This is a genomic window from Vibrio sp. KUL70 (assembly GCF_059725515.1).
Genome location: NZ_AP045834.1, coordinates 846,428 through 864,670 on the forward strand (window position 1 = coordinate 846,428; position 18,243 = coordinate 864,670).

The 18,243-nt window shown below is 47.4% G+C and carries 18 protein-coding genes; all 18 read left to right on the forward strand.

Annotated features, from left to right (window positions below; all coding sequences use genetic code 11):
• The first annotated feature begins 223 nt into the window (after positions 1-223).
• The 18 genes from AC6I7V_RS03875 to flhB all read left to right on the forward strand — a co-directional run bounded on the left by AC6I7V_RS03875 (position 224) and on the right by flhB (position 18,227).
• Positions 224-1,690, forward strand: coding sequence for a sigma-54 dependent transcriptional regulator (locus AC6I7V_RS03875; protein WP_255231195.1), 1,467 nt, complete (start codon positions 224-226; stop codon positions 1,688-1,690).
• A 157-nt stretch (positions 1,691-1,847) separates the two neighbouring features.
• Complete coding sequence (locus tag AC6I7V_RS03880) at positions 1,848-2,891, forward strand: sensor histidine kinase (protein WP_255231194.1); 1,044 nt, start codon at positions 1,848-1,850, stop codon at positions 2,889-2,891.
• 29 nt (positions 2,892-2,920) lie between these two features.
• Entirely contained in the window at positions 2,921-4,330 is a 1,410-nt protein-coding gene (locus tag AC6I7V_RS03885; protein ID WP_498011365.1) for a sigma-54-dependent transcriptional regulator, read from the forward strand.
• Between the two features lie 144 nt (positions 4,331-4,474).
• On the forward strand, positions 4,475-4,786 hold the full coding sequence (fliE, locus tag AC6I7V_RS03890; RefSeq protein WP_498011366.1) for a flagellar hook-basal body complex protein FliE: 312 nt from the start codon (positions 4,475-4,477) through the stop codon (positions 4,784-4,786).
• Positions 4,787-4,802: 16 nt separating this feature from the next.
• On the forward strand, positions 4,803-6,545 hold the full coding sequence (gene fliF, locus AC6I7V_RS03895) for a flagellar basal-body MS-ring/collar protein FliF (RefSeq protein ID WP_498011367.1): 1,743 nt from the start codon (positions 4,803-4,805) through the stop codon (positions 6,543-6,545).
• Positions 6,538-7,596, forward strand: coding sequence for a flagellar motor switch protein FliG (fliG, locus tag AC6I7V_RS03900; RefSeq protein WP_032549661.1), 1,059 nt, complete (start codon positions 6,538-6,540; stop codon positions 7,594-7,596). The genes fliF and fliG overlap by 8 nt, the downstream gene beginning before the upstream one ends.
• A 181-nt stretch (positions 7,597-7,777) precedes the next feature.
• Positions 7,778-8,578, forward strand: coding sequence for a flagellar assembly protein FliH (gene fliH, locus AC6I7V_RS03905; RefSeq protein WP_255231190.1), 801 nt, complete (start codon positions 7,778-7,780; stop codon positions 8,576-8,578).
• Positions 8,578-9,897: a flagellar protein export ATPase FliI gene (gene fliI, locus AC6I7V_RS03910; RefSeq protein ID WP_255231189.1), complete on the forward strand. Its 1,320-nt coding sequence runs from the start codon at positions 8,578-8,580 to the stop codon at positions 9,895-9,897. The genes fliH and fliI overlap by 1 nt, the downstream gene beginning before the upstream one ends.
• A gap of 54 nt (positions 9,898-9,951) precedes the next feature.
• On the forward strand, positions 9,952-10,389 hold the full coding sequence (fliJ, locus tag AC6I7V_RS03915; RefSeq protein WP_498011368.1) for a flagellar export protein FliJ: 438 nt from the start codon (positions 9,952-9,954) through the stop codon (positions 10,387-10,389).
• A 176-nt stretch (positions 10,390-10,565) separates the two neighbouring features.
• Positions 10,566-12,668 (forward strand): flagellar hook-length control protein FliK, encoded by a 2,103-nt coding sequence (locus AC6I7V_RS03920; RefSeq protein WP_498011369.1) that lies wholly within the window; start codon positions 10,566-10,568, stop codon positions 12,666-12,668.
• 54 nt (positions 12,669-12,722) lie between these two features.
• Positions 12,723-13,211: a flagellar basal body-associated protein FliL gene (fliL, locus tag AC6I7V_RS03925; RefSeq protein WP_255231187.1), complete on the forward strand. Its 489-nt coding sequence runs from the start codon at positions 12,723-12,725 to the stop codon at positions 13,209-13,211.
• A gap of 7 nt (positions 13,212-13,218) precedes the next feature.
• Positions 13,219-14,262 (forward strand): flagellar motor switch protein FliM, encoded by a 1,044-nt coding sequence (gene fliM / locus AC6I7V_RS03930; RefSeq protein ID WP_255231186.1) that lies wholly within the window; start codon positions 13,219-13,221, stop codon positions 14,260-14,262.
• A 24-nt stretch (positions 14,263-14,286) separates the two neighbouring features.
• Positions 14,287-14,697, forward strand: coding sequence for a flagellar motor switch protein FliN (fliN, locus tag AC6I7V_RS03935; RefSeq protein ID WP_255231184.1), 411 nt, complete (start codon positions 14,287-14,289; stop codon positions 14,695-14,697).
• Complete coding sequence (fliO, locus tag AC6I7V_RS03940) at positions 14,697-15,092, forward strand: flagellar biosynthetic protein FliO (RefSeq protein ID WP_498011370.1); 396 nt, start codon at positions 14,697-14,699, stop codon at positions 15,090-15,092. Before fliN ends, fliO begins: the two co-directional genes overlap by 1 nt.
• A gap of 64 nt (positions 15,093-15,156) precedes the next feature.
• Complete coding sequence (gene fliP / locus AC6I7V_RS03945) at positions 15,157-15,996, forward strand: flagellar type III secretion system pore protein FliP (protein WP_420833795.1); 840 nt, start codon at positions 15,157-15,159, stop codon at positions 15,994-15,996.
• An 11-nt stretch (positions 15,997-16,007) separates the two neighbouring features.
• A complete protein-coding gene (gene fliQ, locus AC6I7V_RS03950; protein WP_004739854.1) occupies positions 16,008-16,277 on the forward strand; it encodes a flagellar biosynthesis protein FliQ in 270 nt (89 codons plus the stop codon).
• A 5-nt stretch (positions 16,278-16,282) separates the two neighbouring features.
• Positions 16,283-17,065 (forward strand): flagellar biosynthetic protein FliR, encoded by a 783-nt coding sequence (gene fliR, locus AC6I7V_RS03955; RefSeq protein WP_255231180.1) that lies wholly within the window; start codon positions 16,283-16,285, stop codon positions 17,063-17,065.
• Between the two features lie 31 nt (positions 17,066-17,096).
• Positions 17,097-18,227, forward strand: coding sequence for a flagellar biosynthesis protein FlhB (gene flhB / locus AC6I7V_RS03960; RefSeq protein ID WP_255231179.1), 1,131 nt, complete (start codon positions 17,097-17,099; stop codon positions 18,225-18,227).
• Positions 18,228-18,243 lie beyond the last annotated feature (16 nt).

Below are 18,243 nucleotides of genomic sequence, written 5' to 3' on the forward strand. Positions count from 1 at the left end.
AAACTCAAAGTTCTAACCGATCTCACATGAGTTAATTGGTTGGTTGCCTTATTTTTTTAATCAAATAAAATAGAAGCCATTAGACAGCCTAATGGCTTTTTTCGTTGCTGATTTTCATAATTTGTCTATCGTTAATCTTATCAATGATACTTTTTCTGTTTTATAGATTACGTTGCTAATGTTTTCCGCATCACACCAATAATAAAGGCAATACATCCTACTTATGCAAGGTTTGTCAAAACTGCTTGTCGTAGACGATAATGCTCAAGAGCGTCACAATTTAAGCACCATATTAGAGTTTGTAGGAGAGGGCTGCGAAGTTGTCAGCTCTGAACAAGCACATAAAGTCGACTGGTCTCAACAGTGGGCTGGGTGCATTATTGGCTCCATTAAAGGTAACGGCTTCACTTCTTTACTCAATCAACAGCTGCTCAAGGCTAACCATATCCCTCTGTTAGTGATGGGTAAGCATAACTATTCTGTGGATGAGTTAACCAACTATGTGGGTGAGCTAGAACTGCCGCTCAATTACCCGCAACTGAGTGATGCATTGAGGCATTGCAAAGACTTCTTAGGTCGCAAAGGCGTTAATGTCGTCTCATCTGCACGCAAAAATACTCTGTTTCGTAGCCTAGTCGGTCAAAGCTCAGGCATTCAAGAGGTCCGTCACCTCATCGAGCAAGTCTCTGCTACTGAAGCTAACGTGTTGATCTTAGGTGAGTCAGGTACAGGCAAAGAAGTTGTAGCTCGTAACATTCACTACCATTCAAAACGCCGTGGTGGACCTTTCGTACCTGTTAACTGTGGTGCCATTCCTCCGGACCTGTTAGAAAGCGAACTCTTTGGTCATGAAAAAGGGGCCTTTACCGGTGCGATCACTGCACGTAAAGGTCGCTTTGAACTGGCGGAAGGTGGAACTTTATTCCTCGATGAAGTTGGCGATATGCCGATGGCAATGCAGGTAAAACTGCTACGTGTACTGCAAGAGCGTTGTTTTGAGCGTGTCGGCGGTAATGCAACATTGCAAGCTAACGTTCGTGTGATTGCAGCAACACACCGCAATCTGGAGAGCATGATTGATGAAGAAGCGTTCCGTGAGGATCTTTACTACCGATTAAACGTGTTCCCAATCGAGATGCCAGCACTGCAAGAGCGTAAAGAGGATATACCGCTATTACTGCAAGAGCTGATGACACGTATGGAAGCGGAAGGCAGTATGCCGATCTGTTTTACTCCACGTGCTGTTAACTCTTTAATGGAGCATGACTGGCCAGGCAACGTCCGTGAATTGGCGAATCTGGTTGAACGTATGGTCATTCTGTATCCAAACAGCTTGGTTGATGTAAACCATCTACCCACCAAGTATCGCTATAGTGATATCCCTGAATTCCAGCCAGAGTTTAATAGCTTTGTGTCGGAAGAAGAGCAAGAGCGCGACGCACTAGCGGATATATTCTCTGAAGACTTTAGTTTTGATCAACAAGATGATCTCAATGATAACGCCAATGCTCCACAAGAACTGCCACCAGAAGGCGTAAACTTAAAAGAGCTGTTGGCTGATTTAGAAGTGAATATGATCAACCAAGCTTTGGAAGCACAAGGTGGTGTGGTTGCTCGTGCGGCAGACATGTTGGGTATGCGACGTACAACCCTTGTAGAGAAAATGCGCAAATACAATTTGCAGCGATAAATCGGACTGAGGATGGTAGCTCATACACAACCCTGATCTACCTTTTAATCAGAGATAGTCGAGTTGTTGACGGCTTAACTATGTGATAAATATAGCGAATAGCCTGATGTGTGTGGTGCATGTCAGGCTATTCTAGTATTTGAGGCCAATTTTTTATATGCACGCATCCGACCAACCAGAAAACCAATCACACTTAGACTCTGTTGAGCAGCAAGTTGAGCGATACAAGCAAGTACTCGATGTGATGCCTGCTGGCGTTATCTTGTTGGATACTCAAGGTGAAGTGAGAGAAGCCAACCCAGAAGCCCACCGTATATTAGGCGTCGAGCTGGTGGGAGAAAAGTGGTTCTCAGTGATCCAGAGTGCATTTGATCCCAAAGATGATGACGGCCATGAAATCTCACTGAAAAATGGTCGCAAAGTGCGTTTGGCGATCTCTGCATCAACTACTGGTCAATTGATCTTAATTACCGATCTGACAGAAACTCGACTGCTTCAATCTCGAGTGAGTGATCTTCAAAGGCTCTCTTCATTAGGAAGAATGGTTGCTTCGTTGGCGCACCAAGTTCGTACTCCTTTATCCAGTGCGATGCTTTATGCCTCCAACTTAGCTGCGCCAAACTTGCCTCCTGCCACAAAAACGCGCTTTCAAACTAAGCTTATGGATAGACTGCATGACCTAGAGAAGCAGGTTAATGATATGCTGTTGTTCGCTAAAGGTGGCGATAACAAAGTCGTGAAGCCATTTACGGTCTCGGAATTGATTGCGGAATATCAACCGATGGTCGAGACGGCACTTAAGACCAACAACATCGATTATTGCCAAGAAGTTGAAGGTGAAGATACGCAAATGTTTGGCAATGCTAACGCCATCGCTTCTGCGTTAAGTAACTTGGTACTCAATGCCGTACAGATTGCGGGTAAAGAGTCACAAGTTGACGTATTTTTCCGACCAGTGAATGGTGAGCTTAAAATATCGGTACAGGATAGTGGTCCTGGTGTGCCGAAAGAGCTGCAAGGGAAAATCATGGAGCCGTTTTTTACCACTCGCTCTCAAGGTACTGGCCTTGGTCTAGCCGTGGTGCAGATGGTGTGCCGCGCTCACGAAGGGCGATTAGAATTAATATCAGAAGAGGGCGATGGCGCATGCTTTACCATGTGTCTGCCATTGGAACGCCCTTCTACTGCTGAAAGTATTTAAGTTTTAACCGAATTTACACGGAGAATCACATGGCTCAAAGCAAAGTGTTAATCGTAGAAGACGATGAAGGTCTACGTGAAGCCTTGGTCGATACGCTCGCGCTCGCTGGCTACGAATGGCTAGAAGCGGACTGCGCGGAAGATGCTCTGGTCAAGTTAAAGTCTAACTCCGTTGATATCGTGGTATCCGATGTTCAGATGGCGGGAATGGGTGGATTAGCTCTGCTAAGAAACATCAAGCAAAACTGGCCAAATTTGCCAGTGCTATTGATGACTGCTTACGCCAACATTGAAGATGCCGTTGCAGCGATGAAAGAAGGCGCGATCGATTACATGGCTAAGCCATTTGCGCCAGAAGTGCTGTTGAATATGGTAAGTCGCTACGCACCGGTTAAGTCGGAAGACAACGGCGATGCGGTGGTGGCTGACGAAAAGAGCCTTAAGCTGTTGATGTTGGCCGACAAAGTCGCCAAAACTGACGCAAACGTGATGGTACTTGGGCCGAGCGGTTCAGGTAAAGAGGTGATGTCACGATACATCCATAACGCCTCTAACCGTAAAGATGGCCCATTCGTTGCGATCAACTGTGCAGCTATTCCTGACAACATGCTTGAAGCAACCCTGTTTGGTTATGAAAAAGGGGCCTTTACGGGAGCAATCCAAGCGTGTCCAGGTAAGTTTGAACAGGCACAGGGTGGTACAATCTTGCTCGATGAGATCAGTGAGATGGATCTTAATCTTCAGGCGAAGCTATTACGTGTACTGCAAGAGCGCGAGGTAGAACGCCTTGGTAGTCGCAAGAGCATCAAACTCGATGTGCGTGTGTTGGCAACCAGTAACCGTGATCTGAAACAGTATGTCTCGGAAGGCAATTTTCGCGAAGACCTGTATTACCGACTTAATGTATTTCCTATCTCTTGGCCACCACTGTGTGAACGCAAGGGAGATATTGAGCCACTTGCTAAGCACCTTATTGAGCGTCACTGCACCAAGCTTGGGATGCCTGTACCGACGATTTCCGCTGAAGCTGTCGGTAAGCTAATCCACTACCCTTGGCCTGGCAACGTTCGAGAATTAGATAATGTAGTGCAACGTGCGTTAATATTAAGCGAACAATCTAACATCACTGGAGAGCATATTTTGCTTGAAGGTGTCGATTGGCAAGATGCTAGCAGTCTGCAGCAGATTGTCGAAGGTAATGACGTCGCAACTCCTGAAGTTAAGCCGATTGCGGAAGTTAACCCCGTCACTAAAGTCTCTTCCGCCAGCGAATGTCTAGGGAATGAGCTTCGTGATCAAGAGTACGCTATCATTCTCGAGACGCTGATTGCTTGTAATGGTCGTCGTAAAGATATGGCTGAAAAACTGGGTATTAGCCCTCGTACACTTCGCTATAAATTGGCGAAAATGCGCGATGCTGGGATAGATATCCCAAACTAAATACGAGTAATTCTGCATTGATTGTGGACATAGAGTACGATAGCTAATCACTCTACCACTGTCTTTTATCAGCAGTGGCACATTAATTGCTCAATCAATAGTAAAGCGACAAAGAAAGTCATAATTTTGACTCTGAGGTAGTAAATGAGAATAGATGGTTTACAAGGCGAGATGCAGGCAATGATGGTCGAAGCTGCAAATACGCGTCCGGCAGCGACTGGACAAACGGTTGGTGCGGATTTCGGCAATATGTTGACGCAAGCCATCAATAACGTGAACTCGTTACAGAAAACCTCAGGAGATCTTCAAACGCGTTTTGACAGAGGTGATGAGAGTGTCTCTCTCTCCGACGTAATGATTGCTCGAAATAAATCTAGTGTGGCTTTTGAAGCGACGATTCAGATCAGGAACAAACTGGTTGAGTCGTATAAAGAGCTGATGAATATGCCGGTATAGTGTTAGGTAGTAGATAGTGGCAGAAAATAGTCAAACAACAGATTTAGCCGTTAGTGATGCGAATGACCATGCACTCGTTGCAGGGGCAGACGTGGACAACGAAGGGCAAAACCCTGATCTAGGTGAGCGCAGTTCATCGAAGTTCGACATGGCGGTAGGTGATCTTGATCTCCTGCGTCAGGTCGTACTTGTTCTTTCGATCTCCATCTGTGTGGCGCTGATAGTGATGCTGTTTTTCTGGGTGAAAGAGCCAGAAATGCGTCCGTTAGGTGCGTATGAGACTGAAGAACTGATCCCAGTGCTTGATTACCTTGATCAGCAAAAAATCGAATACTCATTAGAAGGCAATACCATTTCGGTTCCGGCCAGTGAATATAACTCACTGAAGCTGGACATGGTACGTGCCGGCCTGAATCAAGAAAAAAACGCAGGTGACGATATCCTAATGCAGGATATGGGCTTTGGTGTATCTCAACGCCTTGAGCAAGAGCGTTTAAAACTGAGTCGCGAACGTCAGCTAGCGAAAGCGATCGAACAGATGAAGCAGGTGCGTAAGGCGCAGGTTTTGTTGGCGTTACCAAAACAGAGTGTGTTTGTTCGCCACAATCAAGAAGCATCAGCATCGGTATTTTTGACGCTTAAAACGGGGACTAACCTCAAGCAGCAAGAGGTCGACTCTGTTGTGGATATGGTCGCCAGTGCTGTCCCTGGAATGAAAACATCACGAATTACGGTGACCGACCAACACGGTCGTCTACTAAGCTCTGGCTCTCAAGACCCTGCTTCAGCGGCTCGCCGGAAAGAGCATGAATTAGAGCGAAATCAAGAGCAGGCGCTTCGTGAAAAGATTGACTCGGTACTGATCCCAATTCTTGGTTTCGGTAATTACACCGCGCAAGTAGACATCCAACTTGATTTCAGTGCGGTAGAGCAGACTCGTAAGCGTTTTGACCCTAATACGCCAGCGACGCGCAGTGAATACACACTAGAAGATTACAACAACGGTAATACCGTCGCAGGCGTACCGGGTGCGTTGAGTAACCAACCGCCGGCGGATGCCTCGATTCCACAAGATGTGGCGCAAATGAAAGATGGCTCATTAATGGGCCAAGGCTCGGTTCATAAAGAAGCAACACGAAATTTTGAGCTGGATACCACCATCAGTCATGAACGTAAGCAGAGCGGCACGGTTAACCGTCAAACGGTGTCAGTCGCGATTAAAAATCGCCAGTCTATGAACCCAGATACTGGTGAAGTCGTTCACACACCGTTGAGCGAAACAGAGATTAATGCGATCAGACAAGTTCTGATTGGCACAGTTGGCTTTGATGAAGGCCGTGGTGATTTGTTGAATGTGCTGAGCGTTCAATTTGCTCCGCAAGTGACCGATGTGCTGCCGGATGTGCCTATTTGGGATCACCCGAACTTCAACGATTGGGTTCGATGGTTTGCAAGCGCCTTGGTTATCATTGTTGTCGTTCTTGTATTGGTTCGCCCAGCTATGAAGAAACTGCTTAACCCAGCTGAAGACAGTGATGAACAAGCGTATGGTCCTGATGGATTACCGATTGGTGCTGATGGTGAGACCAGCTTGATTGGCAGTGATATTGAAGGTGGTGAACTGTTTGAGTTTGGCTCAAGCATTGACTTACCAAACCTTCATAAAGATGAAGATGTATTGAAAGCAGTACGTGCTCTGGTCGCAAATGAACCAGAGCTAGCGGCTCAAGTAGTTAAGAACTGGATGGCAGATGGCTAATGAAATTGTTCCACAAGGTGAAGGTGGAGAAGTAGCAGAAGTTGCGAACGTTGATATCGCATCAATTTCTGGTGACGAACGCGCAGCGATCTTGTTGTTAAGTCTTAACGAAGAAGACGCCGCGGGTATTATCCGACACCTTGAACCAAAACAGGTTCAGCGTGTAGGTAGTGCTATGGCGCGTGCCGCTGACCTTTCTCAAGAGAAAGTAGGCGCAGTACACCGCGCTTTCCTAGACGATATTCAGAAGTACACTAATATCGGTATGGGTAGCGAAGACTTTATGCGTAATGCGTTGGTGGCTGCTCTGGGTGAAGATAAAGCGAATAACCTTGTTGACCAAATCCTTCTAGGTACAGGCTCGAAAGGTCTTGATTCATTGAAGTGGATGGATCCTCGTCAGGTTGCGAGTATCATCATCAATGAGCACCCGCAGATCCAAACAATCGTACTATCGTACTTAGAAGCGGATCAGTCGGCTGAGATTTTGTCGCAGTTCCCTGAGCGTGTTCGCTTAGATCTGATGATGCGTATTGCCAACCTTGAAGAAGTTCAACCTTCAGCACTGGCTGAGCTGAACGAAATCATGGAGAAACAGTTTGCGGGTCAAGCTGGTGCTCAAGCGGCCAAGATTGGCGGCCTGAAGGCAGCAGCAGAGATCATGAACTACATGGACAACAACGTCGAAGGCGTGTTGATGGATCAAATCCGCGACCAAGACGAAGACATGGCAACTCAGATCCAAGACCTCATGTTCGTGTTCGAGAACCTTATCGAAGTCGACGACCAAGGTGTTCAAAAGCTGCTGCGTGATGTACCACAAGACGTTCTTCAGAAAGCGCTTAAAGGTGCTGATGAAGGTCTGCGCGAGAAGATCTTCAAGAACATGTCTAAACGTGCTGCCGATATGATGAGAGACGATATCGAGGCGATGCCGCCAGTGAAAGTATCGGATGTTGAAGCCGCTCAGAAAGAGATCTTGGGCATTGCAAGGAAAATGGCCGACAGTGGCGAGATTATGCTGTCTGGTGGTGCCGACGAGTTCCTATAAGTTAGAAACGACCAAGCCCCACACTGATGGGGCTTTTCTTTATCGATTTCATTGTTATTTTTGGTTTGCATAAGCGGTGTGCTCGAACGGTTGGTTCTGACTAGTTTCCACTGGATGATTGAGCTCTTACAGGGTGAAGTAAGGTTATGTAAACTTTTGGTCTATTTGATAGGTATTTATTATGTCAGGTGATAGAAAGCGCGGCTTTTTCCGTCCCGATGAGGACAACACGGTAGCGGAACCTCAGAAGTGGGGGCTGCCTGATTACACGTCTGAGACACACCAACAGGCGAAAGAGACCGCTTTTAACTACGACCCAAGCTGGATGCCAACCGTTGAAGAAGCGATTGAAGACGAAGAGCTAGTGTTGACTGAAGAGCAGATCGAGCTGATTAAGCAAGGGGCTTATCAGGAGGGTCTACACCAAGGTCAAGAAGCGGGCTTTAAACAAGGTTACGAGAAAGGCAAAGAAGAGGGTTTCGCGGCGGGCCATGCTGAAGGCACAGAAGCAGGCAAGCTAGAGGGCGTAACTGCTGGACAAGAGTATATTCAGCAACAAGTGGCTATTTTCATGGGGCTTGCCAATCAATTTGCTCAACCATTAGAGCTGATGAATGCTCAGGTTGAAAAACAGCTTGTCGATATGGTGCTGACCATGGTTAAAGAGGTGGTGCATGTTGAGGTGCAGACCAACCCTCAAATTATTCTTGATACCGTGAAAGAGTCGGTTGAGTCTCTGCCTATCTCAGGGCATGCGATCACGCTTAAGTTGCACCCTGAAGATGTCACAATCATTCGTTCATCCTATGGTGAAACAGAACTGGATTGCCGCAACTGGACGCTTGTTGCTGAACCTGCATTGAATCGCGGTGATGTTCAGATTGAAGCGGGAGAGTCGAGCGTCAACTACCGTATGGAAGATCGTGTTCGTCAGGTTATCCAAAATTTTTGTGGCGTGAATCGTCACCAAGGTAACGAATAGTGCTTGAGCTTGCAGACCGCCTTGGGCAATACAAAGTTGATGGTCTTAAGTCTCGACCAATTGCGTCGGGAAAACTGGTGCGAGTGGTCGGTTTGACGCTAGAAGCGACGGGATGCAAAGCGCCGATCGGCAGCTTGTGTTTGGTCGAAACCATGTCAGGGCAGATGGAAGCAGAGGTAGTCGGCTTCTCTGGTGACAACCTATTTCTAATGCCGAGCGAGCAGATTACCGGTATCTTGCCGGGCGCGCGAGTGACCCCGATGACAAGTGAGAGTGGCATTCCTGTTGGTATGGAACTGCTTGGTCGCGTGATTGACGGTGTGGGTAACCCTCTGGATGGCTTGGGACCACTCTATACTGAGCATCGCGCCTCTTTTAATGCTGAACCCATCAACCCATTGGCACGCAAGCCGATATCAGAACCTCTCGATGTTGGTTTAAAGGCTATCAACGGCTTACTTACGGTAGGTAAAGGTCAACGTATTGGCCTGTTTGCAGGTTCTGGTGTGGGTAAATCGGTGACACTTGGCATGATGACTCGAGGTACAACCGCGCAAGTGGTGGTTGTAGGTCTAATTGGTGAGCGTGGACGAGAAGTTAAAGAATTTATTGAAGAGATCCTAGGCGAGGATGGCCGTAAGCGTTCGGTTGTCGTAGCCGCGCCTGCCGATGCGTCACCTTTGATGCGACTCAAAGGCTGTCAAACGGCGCTGACAGTAGCAGAATACTTCCGTGATCAAGGTCTTGATGTACTGTTATTGATGGATTCACTGACCCGTTTTGCGCAAGCTCAGCGTGAGATTGCCCTGTCTGTAGGGGAGCCGCCGGCAACCAAAGGTTACCCACCGTCGGTGTTTGCTAAATTGCCTGCACTGGTTGAGCGTGCCGGTAATGGCAGTGATGAACAAGGCTCAATTACCGCTTTCTTTACGGTTTTGACCGAAGGTGATGATCTTCAAGATCCGATTGCCGACGCGTCGCGAGCGATTCTTGATGGTCACGTCGTGCTGTCTCGTGAGATGGCGGACGCGGGTCACTATCCTGCGATTGATGTAGAGAAGTCGGTGAGTCGTGTTATGCCGCAAATCACCACCGAAGAGCATGTACTGATGTCGAAAGCGGTAAGACAGGTACTGTCGATTTGTCGTAAGAACCAAGATTTGGTCTCTATCGGTGCCTACAAGCCGGGGACAGATCCAGCGATAGACAGTGCCTTTACGCTTAAGCCGAAACTTGATGAATATCTGCAGCAGAAAATGAAAGAGACGGTACCTTACGATATGTGTGTCAATATGCTGAAACACGTGTTGGGAGGTTAGCTCTGTGACGATCTTTAATGATATGACAGTGTTTAATAAGCTGAGTGTTTGCTGATGGATAACGCACTTGAATTTCTGCTAGAGCAAGCAAAAGAGAAAGAGAATCAGGCGGTGTTGGCACTCAACAAAGCCAATGCTGAGCTGCAAGGTTATTACGAACAAGTCGCGCAGATTGAGAAATACCGTCTGGATTATTGTCAGCAGTTAGTCGACCGCGGTAAAGCGGGGCTAACAGCAAGTCAATATGGACACCTGAATCGATTTCTTACTCAATTAGATGACACGCTATCCAAACAAAAAGAGGCAGAAGGTCACTTCAAGAGCCAGGTTGATAACTGCCAAGAGTATTGGGTGGAGCTGCGCAAACAGCGTAAGTCGTACGAATGGTTAATGGAAAAGAAGCAGAAAGAAAAAGCGAAGCTGCAAGACCAACGTGAGCAGAAACAGATGGATGAGTTTTCGACTTTGTTATACAGCCGACAACGTCGCTAGTTTTTCCCTCGAAATCACACTTTATTGACCTTTCTCACAGTATTGCTATCTCAGGCATGTTTTTTGCTTCATTAGCTCTGTTATTACGCTCTTGAGTCTTTAGGGTTCGGAGCTTCACTTTCTTTTTGCCGCTCCAAGTATCTTGGCGTCAAAGTGATTAGATAGAGCTTGTACATATGAATGTTAGTCCTTCTTCAAATTCAGTCACTAGCAAAGCCACTTCACTGTTGGAGACGAGTGGTTCTTCAGCACAAACAAGCGAAAGCAGTGAAGGTAAAGGTTTCTTCGCTTCCCTGAAAGACGCACTGGGTTTTGGTGAAGAGGTAAAAACCCAGGTAGCTAAAGGCAACGAGTCAGGCGATGCCGAGCAAGTAACCGCAGACTCTGATAATACTGAAAAGTCGGAGAGTGTCGCCGGTACCGCTAAGAAAGTGGCTAGCGACGGACAAGCGTCAGACGGCCAGACGGCGTCACAGAGTGAAGATGCGCTTCTAAAAAGCGAGAGTGCCGACAATACCTCGGCCTCAGATGATAAGTCGGTTAAAAAGAGCAACACTGCAGACGCAAACAAAGCTGGGGCTCTTGAAAATGGTGTGCAAAAACCGGCAACACAGGATGTTATTGCTTCAGACAAATCACAGGCCCCTGCAGAGGCATCATCTGCAGTAGAAAAAAGCATTTCACAGCCAAATACGGCGGCAGAGCCAATGGCTGAAAACAGGTCTCAACCAGTTCAATCGAATGGGCCAGAGTTAACACAGGTTGGCCGACAAACGACGGATGCGAGTAAGGCGTCTGCCGCAATGAGTGAAGGCAATAAGCTGCTAGGCCAACTGGATGAGGCAAATAAAACCTTACAAACTTCAGCAAACGGCAAAGACTTGCCTCAAGTCGATTCGACACCAGTTGCGATGATGAGTGACGATGTGCCTGTGCCTCAACTTAAACAAGCACAACTGCAGCAATTGAAGCAGCAGGGTGTGGCACCGCAGCAGATCGAACCATCAGTCAAAGTCGAGCAAAGTGCAGTGACTTTTGCTTCTGAGCCAGTTCAACCGTCGCAAGTGTTGACGCAAGCAGAATTGGAATTGGCGGCTGAGGTAGAAATGCATACTCAAGCCATTAATCAATTGAACACCCAAATTGAAGCAACCGAAATGGTTGTGAATGAGCTAGAGACGAAACAGTTCAGTGGCGAGGATCTTTCCGATGCTGAAAAGGCGACTTTAGCAAAAGCTTCGTCTGAACTGGTCGTGCTTCAACAGCAGCGTACGCAGTTAGTTGAGCAGGCGAGTCAGCTGGTTAGCCAAGCGCCTGCTGAGATCAATTGGGATGCACCATTGGAAGCATCAGACGTTGCAACGGATAATCCCGAAGAGTGGGCCGCAGCAACGACGATAGCAGCAGGAGCAAGTCAGCAGATAGTGCAACAGAATGTGGCAGTGGATAAAGCTCAAGCGGCACTCGCTCAGTCAAATCACGCCCAATCTGTTCAAATGCAACAAGTTCAGCAAGCGGCAGCCCAACAAGCATCGAGTGCTTCGTCGGGAGCTTCTTCAGCACAGGGCTCGTCGCCAGATTTGAACCTCGCAGCCACACATAGCGCCGCAACCAATCTAATGGGTACGGAGATGTTAGCTGCTAAGGCTGGAACTAAGGACGTAATGCTTAAAGCAGGCGCAGGAACGGCAGCGCTGGCTGGTTTAGGACGAGCAACGGGCAAAGAAGACAGTAAAGAGAGCAGTTTTGCACAGCAAATAGCCTCAGCAGCAGGCGTGCAAGGGACGACACCTGTAGGTTCAGCACCGACGCGAGCTGAGATTCAAGCTGCGCAACAAGCACCGCTTCAGCTAACCAAGGAGCTCGCCAACGAGCAAGTAGCTGAAAAGGTGCAGATGATGATGTCCAAAAACTTAAAGAATTTGGATATCCGACTGGACCCGCCAGAGCTTGGGCAGTTAAAGATCCGCATGACAATGAATAATGACGTGGCGAATGTGCACTTTACGGTGACTAACCAGCAAGCTCGCGATGTGATTGAACAGACATTGCCAAGACTGCGTGAGATGCTTGCACAGCAGGGTATGCAGCTTGCGGACTCCTCCGTGCAGCAACAAAGCACAGGGCAAGGACAAGCGCGCTACAATGGCGGTGACGGGGTTGGACAATCAGGTTCAGGAGGTGCAAATGATGGGCAAGGTGACGAAAACCTTGATAGCAACAGCAATCTTGAATTGAATGTCGCGTCAAAGCGTGATGGAATTAGTTATTACGCCTAATATTAGGTGCACATCAAACAGTTAGATGGTTTTAACGACGAATTAGAGATAAGCATGGCAGAAGAACAAGAAGCACCCAAAGGCAAAAATAAATTACTGATCATTATAATTGCAGTTGTCGTGTTACTACTGGGCGGTGGTGGTGCAGCATTTTTTTTAATGGGCTCTGACAGCGATGCTGCGGAAGCAGAAACCAACGCGCAAACACCAATGACAGCAGCCGAACCTGTCGCTTATGTCAATATTCCACAGCCGTTCCTATTTAATGTCTCTGGCGATAAAAAGGATCGCCTTGTTCAGATTAAAGCGCAATTAATGGTGCGTGGCAGTAACAATCAAGAACTTGCTCGTTACCATTCACCATTGGTTGAAAGCACTCTTTTGGCTACGTTTGCGTCCGCGACGGTAGACCAACTACGATCGCCAACAGGACGTATCGAGCTGCGAGATAAAGCGACAGAAGATATTAAAGCGAGCTTGACTCAGGCCGTTGGGCAACCTGTTATTGAAAAAGTGTTATTCACTGACTTTGTGATTCAGTAGGTAATCCGTGACCGATTTATTAAGCCAAGACGAAATTGATGCGCTGTTACATGGTGTAGATGATGTTGAAGAGGTAGAAGAAGTCTCAGAAACGGAGTCCGACAATGCCGTTAACTTTGACTTCTCTTCTCAAGATCGAATTGTTCGTGGTCGAATGCCGACCCTTGAGCTTATTAACGAGCGTTTTGCGCGTCATATGCGCATTAGCTTGTTTAATATGTTGAGAAAAACGGCGGAAGTTTCGATTAACGGTGTACAAATGATGAAATTTGGTGAATACCAAAATACATTGTACGTACCGACCAGTCTTAACATGGTGCGTTTCAGACCACTGAAAGGTACGGCACTGATCACGATGGAAGCACGCTTGGTGTTCATTTTGGTAGAGAACTTCTTTGGTGGCGACGGTCGATTCCACGCCAAGATTGAAGGTCGTGAATTTACCCCAACGGAACGCCGTATTATCCAGCTACTTCTTAAAATAGTGTTTGAAGATTACAAAGAAGCGTGGTCGCCAGTGATGGGCGTTGAATTTGAATACTTAGATTCAGAAGTAAACCCAAGCATGGCAAACATCGTGAGCCCAACTGAGGTTATCGTGGTGAGTTCGTTCCATATTGAAGTTGATGGCGGTGGGGGCGACTTCCACGTTGTGATGCCGTATTCGATGGTAGAGCCAATCCGTGAATTACTCGATGCTGGTGTTCAGTCAGATAAGATGGAAACCGACGTGCGTTGGAGCACGGCTTTACGTGATGAGATCATGGATGTTCCGGTTAACTTTCGTGTAAACCTTCTTGAGCAAGATATCTCACTACGTGACTTAATGGAGCTGCGTCCGGGAGATGTGATTCCAATGGATATGCCAGAGCACGCGACGATGTTTGTTGAAGAACTCCCTACGTATCGTGTGAAAATGGGGCGCTCTGGAGAGAAGCTGGCTGTTCAAATATCCGAGAAGATTGAACGACCGCATGTGGTTAAAACAGACCTAGCGTTCTTGGGTAAAGACTTGATGTCTGAGCTTGAGAATGATGAAGACAATGAATAATAAGTACGAAAATAGGATTTGGTAATGGAACCTAGTGAAGATCAAAAGTTGGCAGACGAGTGGGCTGCCGCGCTTGGTGAAGATCCGTCGGCACCTTCGATGGATGCGGATGATGTGTTAGCCGCACCACTGGATGAGCTGACAGATTCATCCTCGCCTATCTCTGAAGATGAGCGTCGTAAGCTCGACACCATCATGGACATTCCGGTGACTATTTCGATGGAAGTAGGGCGTTCGCAAATCAGCATCCGTAACTTGTTGCAATTAAACCAAGGTTCTGTTGTAGAGTTAGATCGCATTGCGGGTGAATCTTTGGATGTGATGGTTAACGGCACCTTAATTGCTCATGGCGAAGTGGTTGTGGTCAATGACAAGTTTGGTATTCGTTTGACCGACGTAATCAGCCAAACAGAACGTATTAAGAAACTGCGTTAATGGCAATACGGACTCAAACGCTGGTGGCGATGGGGGTAATCATGGCGCCATCTTATGCATTCGCTGCCGCGCCAGACCTCGATTTAGCGACCACATTTGGGTCGCTAATTTTGGTTATAGGCTTCATCTTATTTCTTGCTTGGTTACTCAAACGTATGCAAGTGCCAGCGATGAGCAACCAGCAAGGTTTGTCGATTATTCGCCAAATTCCAGTAGGTACTAAAGAGCGTATCGCGATTGTTCAAGCGGGTGAAGAGCAGTTCTTGGTTGGCATTACCAGCCAATCGATTCAGCTGATCTCTAAGCTGGAAGAGCCCTTATCAAAAGAGATGTTGGAAAAAAGCACCTTTTCAAATCAACTCTCTCAGCTAATGAAGAAAGATGCCAACAAGTAACCGACTTACTCATTCAACGAGTCAACATTTCATTTCAGCTCTGACATCGGTATGCATTACTCTCATGCTGATGGTGTCGTTGTTTTTGAGTCAATCGGTGATGGCGCAAGCTGAAGATGGGCCGATCCCGGCGAACATTGCCGGGTCAGAGTCCGTTACGGTCAGCACGATGCAGCAAGATCAAGCGTCAGCTCAAACCATTACTACAGGCAGTCTCACTGGCAGCGGTGGAGGTATTCCTGCCTTCACCATGACCACCAATGATGAAGGTGGCGAAGACTACTCGATTAACCTCCAGATTCTGGCGTTAATGACCATGCTGGGCTTCTTGCCGGCTATGGTTATCTTGATGACGTCGTTTACGCGTATCGTAGTTGTGATGTCTATCTTGCGTCAGGCGATGGGTCTACAGCAAACGCCATCTAACCAGGTGATTATTGGTATCGCTATCTTTTTGACCTTCTTTATCATGTCTCCGGTGATCAATCAGGTGAATGAACAGGCCGTTCAGCCATACTTGAATGAACAGATCTCCGCTCGACAGGCGTTTGACGTGGCTCAGGAGCCGATCAAAGCCTTTATGCTAAAGCAGACTCGAATTAAAGATCTAGAGACCTTCGTGCAGATCTCAGGCGCTGAAGTGCAAAACCCAGAAGATGTATCGATGGCGATTCTGATTCCTGCGTTTATCACCTCTGAGCTCAAGACGGCATTCCAGATAGGTTTTATGCTGTTCTTACCATTTTTGATCATCGACCTCGTGGTTGCCTCGGTATTGATGGCAATGGGTATGATGATGCTCTCGCCAATGATTGTATCGCTACCATTCAAACTCATGTTGTTTGTATTGGTTGATGGCTGGAACTTGATACTCTCCACCCTCGCCGGCAGTTTTGCCTTGTAGCTGGAGGACACATGAATCCAGAGATATTTGTCGAGTTATTTAGGGATGCACTTTGGATGGTACTCATCATGGTATGTGCCATCATTATCCCGAGTTTGTTAATCGGTCTGGTGGTGGCGATTTTCCAAGCCGCGACTTCGATTAACGAACAGACCTTGAGTTTCTTACCCCGTCTGATTGTGACGCTTTTGGCTCTGATGCTGTTTGCGCACTGGATGACGCAGATGATGATGGAGTTCTTTTTCGAACTCATCGAGCGTCTGCCGCAAGTCTTGTATTAACACCTATGGAATACCCGGCGTCCGTTGTTCTCGATTGGTTAGCGAACTATTTTTGGCCTTATACGCGTATCTCATCGATGTTGATGGTGATGACGGTAACCGGGGCGCGCTTTGTTTCACCTCGAATTCGCCTTTATCTTGGTCTTGCGATCACATTCGCTGTGATGCCAGCCATTCCTGCGGTCCCTCAAGATATTGAACTGCTCTCCTTTCAGGGCTTTTTAACTCTGTTTGAGCAGGTCTTAATTGGTATTGCGATGGGGATGGTAACCCAGTTTATGATTCAGACATTCGTTATGCTGGGTCAGATATTGGGTATGCAGTCGAGTTTGGGTTTTGCCTCAATGGTCGACCCCGCCAATGGACAAAACACCCCAGTTCTTGGTCAGCTATTTATGTTCCTCGCGACTATGTTCTTCTTGGTGACCGACGGGCATTTGAAGATGCTTCAGCTGGTGGTGTTTAGCTTTAAAACCTTACCGATTGGTAGCGGGGCACTGACGGCTGTTGACTATAGAGAACTGGCTCTGTGGCTTGGTATTATGTTTAAAACCGCGTTGGCTATGTCACTGTCGGGTATTATTGCACTACTCACGATTAACTTGTCATTTGGTGTGATGACGCGTGCCGCGCCACAACTGAATATCTTCTCGCTCGGTTTCGCGTTTGCGTTATTGGTTGGTTTACTATTATGTTGGTACATCTTGGGCGGCCTATACGGTCATTATGAACTCTTCTGGATGCAAGGCGAACAACAAATTTGTCGCTTGATCCGGTTGGATTGTTAGGTCAATAGACCCTAAATAGCAGGAGGCTGAATTGGCAGAGTCAGACGGTCAAGAACGCACAGAAGAGGCCACGCCCAGACGCTTGCAACAGGCCAAAGAGAAAGGGCAGGTTGCAAGGTCAAAAGAGCTCGCGTCAGCGTCAGTACTAATTATTGGAGCCGTCGCTTTAATGTGGTTTGGTGAGTCTATGGCCAAAGCACTGTTTGAAGCGATGCAGCGTCTGTTTTCTCTCAGTCGTGAAGAGATCTTTGACACCACTAAATTGCTAGAGATAGCGGGTGGTGCGTTGGTGAACTTGCTATTTCCGCTGCTGCTCATTCTGGTTACGCTGTTTGTTGCTGCCGTTATTGGTGCTGCGGGTGTGGGCGGGATCAGCTTCTCGATGCAAGCGGCCATGCCCAAAGCCTCTAAGTTAAATCCACTCAGTGGTATCAAGCGAATGTTTGGTATGCAGAGCTGGGTAGAGTTGATTAAGTCGATCCTCAAAGTGACTCTGGTGTCGGGGATGGCCATCTATCTGATTCAAGCCTCGCAAGGCGATCTCATGCAGCTGAGTATGGATGTTTATCCACAAAACATCTTCCACGCGCTCGATATTTTGCTGAATTTCATCCTACTGATCAGTTGCTCTCTGCTCATCGTGGTGGCTATCGATATTCCATTTCAAATCTGGCAACATGCTGACCAATTGAAAATGACCAAGCAAGAAGTGAAAGACGAATACAAAGATACGGAAGGTAAGCCAGAGGTGAAAGGGCGCATTCGTATGCTTCAACGCGAAGCGGCTCAGCGTCGTATGATGGCGGACGTTCCACAGGCCGATGTTATCGTCACCAACCCTGAGCATTTCTCTGTTGCGCTGCGTTATAAACAAGACCAAGATAAGGCACCTGTTGTGGTCGCTAAGGGCGTCGACCATATGGCAATGAAGATACGTGAAGTTGCACGCGAACACGACATCTACATTGTACCAGCGCCACCGCTCGCACGAGCTCTCTATCATACAACAGAGCTTGAACAACAGATTCCTGACGGCTTGTTTACGGCAGTGGCGCAAGTTCTTGCGTATGTTTTCCAGCTCAAGCAGTATCGTAAACGTGGCGGTGAACGCCCGAAATTACAACAATCTAATATGCCGATCCCACCTGAGTTACGTCATTAGATCAAATACTTGAGAT

Bases quoted from the DNA above. Each gene is read 5' to 3' on its own strand.
- AC6I7V_RS03875 (WP_255231195.1), top strand. From the start codon at position 224: ATGCAAGGTTTGTCAAAACTGCTTGTCGTAGACGATAATGCTCAAGAG.
- AC6I7V_RS03880 (WP_255231194.1), top strand. From the start codon at position 1,848: ATGCACGCATCCGACCAACCAGAAAACCAATCACACTTAGACTCTGTT.
- AC6I7V_RS03885 (WP_498011365.1), top strand. From the start codon at position 2,921: ATGGCTCAAAGCAAAGTGTTAATCGTAGAAGACGATGAAGGTCTACGT.
- fliE (WP_498011366.1), top strand. From the start codon at position 4,475: ATGAGAATAGATGGTTTACAAGGCGAGATGCAGGCAATGATGGTCGAA.
- fliG (WP_032549661.1), top strand. From the start codon at position 6,538: ATGGCTAATGAAATTGTTCCACAAGGTGAAGGTGGAGAAGTAGCAGAA.
- fliH (WP_255231190.1), top strand. From the start codon at position 7,778: ATGTCAGGTGATAGAAAGCGCGGCTTTTTCCGTCCCGATGAGGACAAC.
- fliJ (WP_498011368.1), top strand. From the start codon at position 9,952: ATGGATAACGCACTTGAATTTCTGCTAGAGCAAGCAAAAGAGAAAGAG.
- AC6I7V_RS03920 (WP_498011369.1), top strand. From the start codon at position 10,566: ATGAATGTTAGTCCTTCTTCAAATTCAGTCACTAGCAAAGCCACTTCA.
- fliL (WP_255231187.1), top strand. From the start codon at position 12,723: ATGGCAGAAGAACAAGAAGCACCCAAAGGCAAAAATAAATTACTGATC.
- fliN (WP_255231184.1), top strand. From the start codon at position 14,287: ATGGAACCTAGTGAAGATCAAAAGTTGGCAGACGAGTGGGCTGCCGCG.
- fliO (WP_498011370.1), top strand. From the start codon at position 14,697: ATGGCAATACGGACTCAAACGCTGGTGGCGATGGGGGTAATCATGGCG.
- fliP (WP_420833795.1), top strand. From the start codon at position 15,157: ATGCTGATGGTGTCGTTGTTTTTGAGTCAATCGGTGATGGCGCAAGCT.
- fliQ (WP_004739854.1), top strand. From the start codon at position 16,008: ATGAATCCAGAGATATTTGTCGAGTTATTTAGGGATGCACTTTGGATG.
- fliR (WP_255231180.1), top strand. From the start codon at position 16,283: ATGGAATACCCGGCGTCCGTTGTTCTCGATTGGTTAGCGAACTATTTT.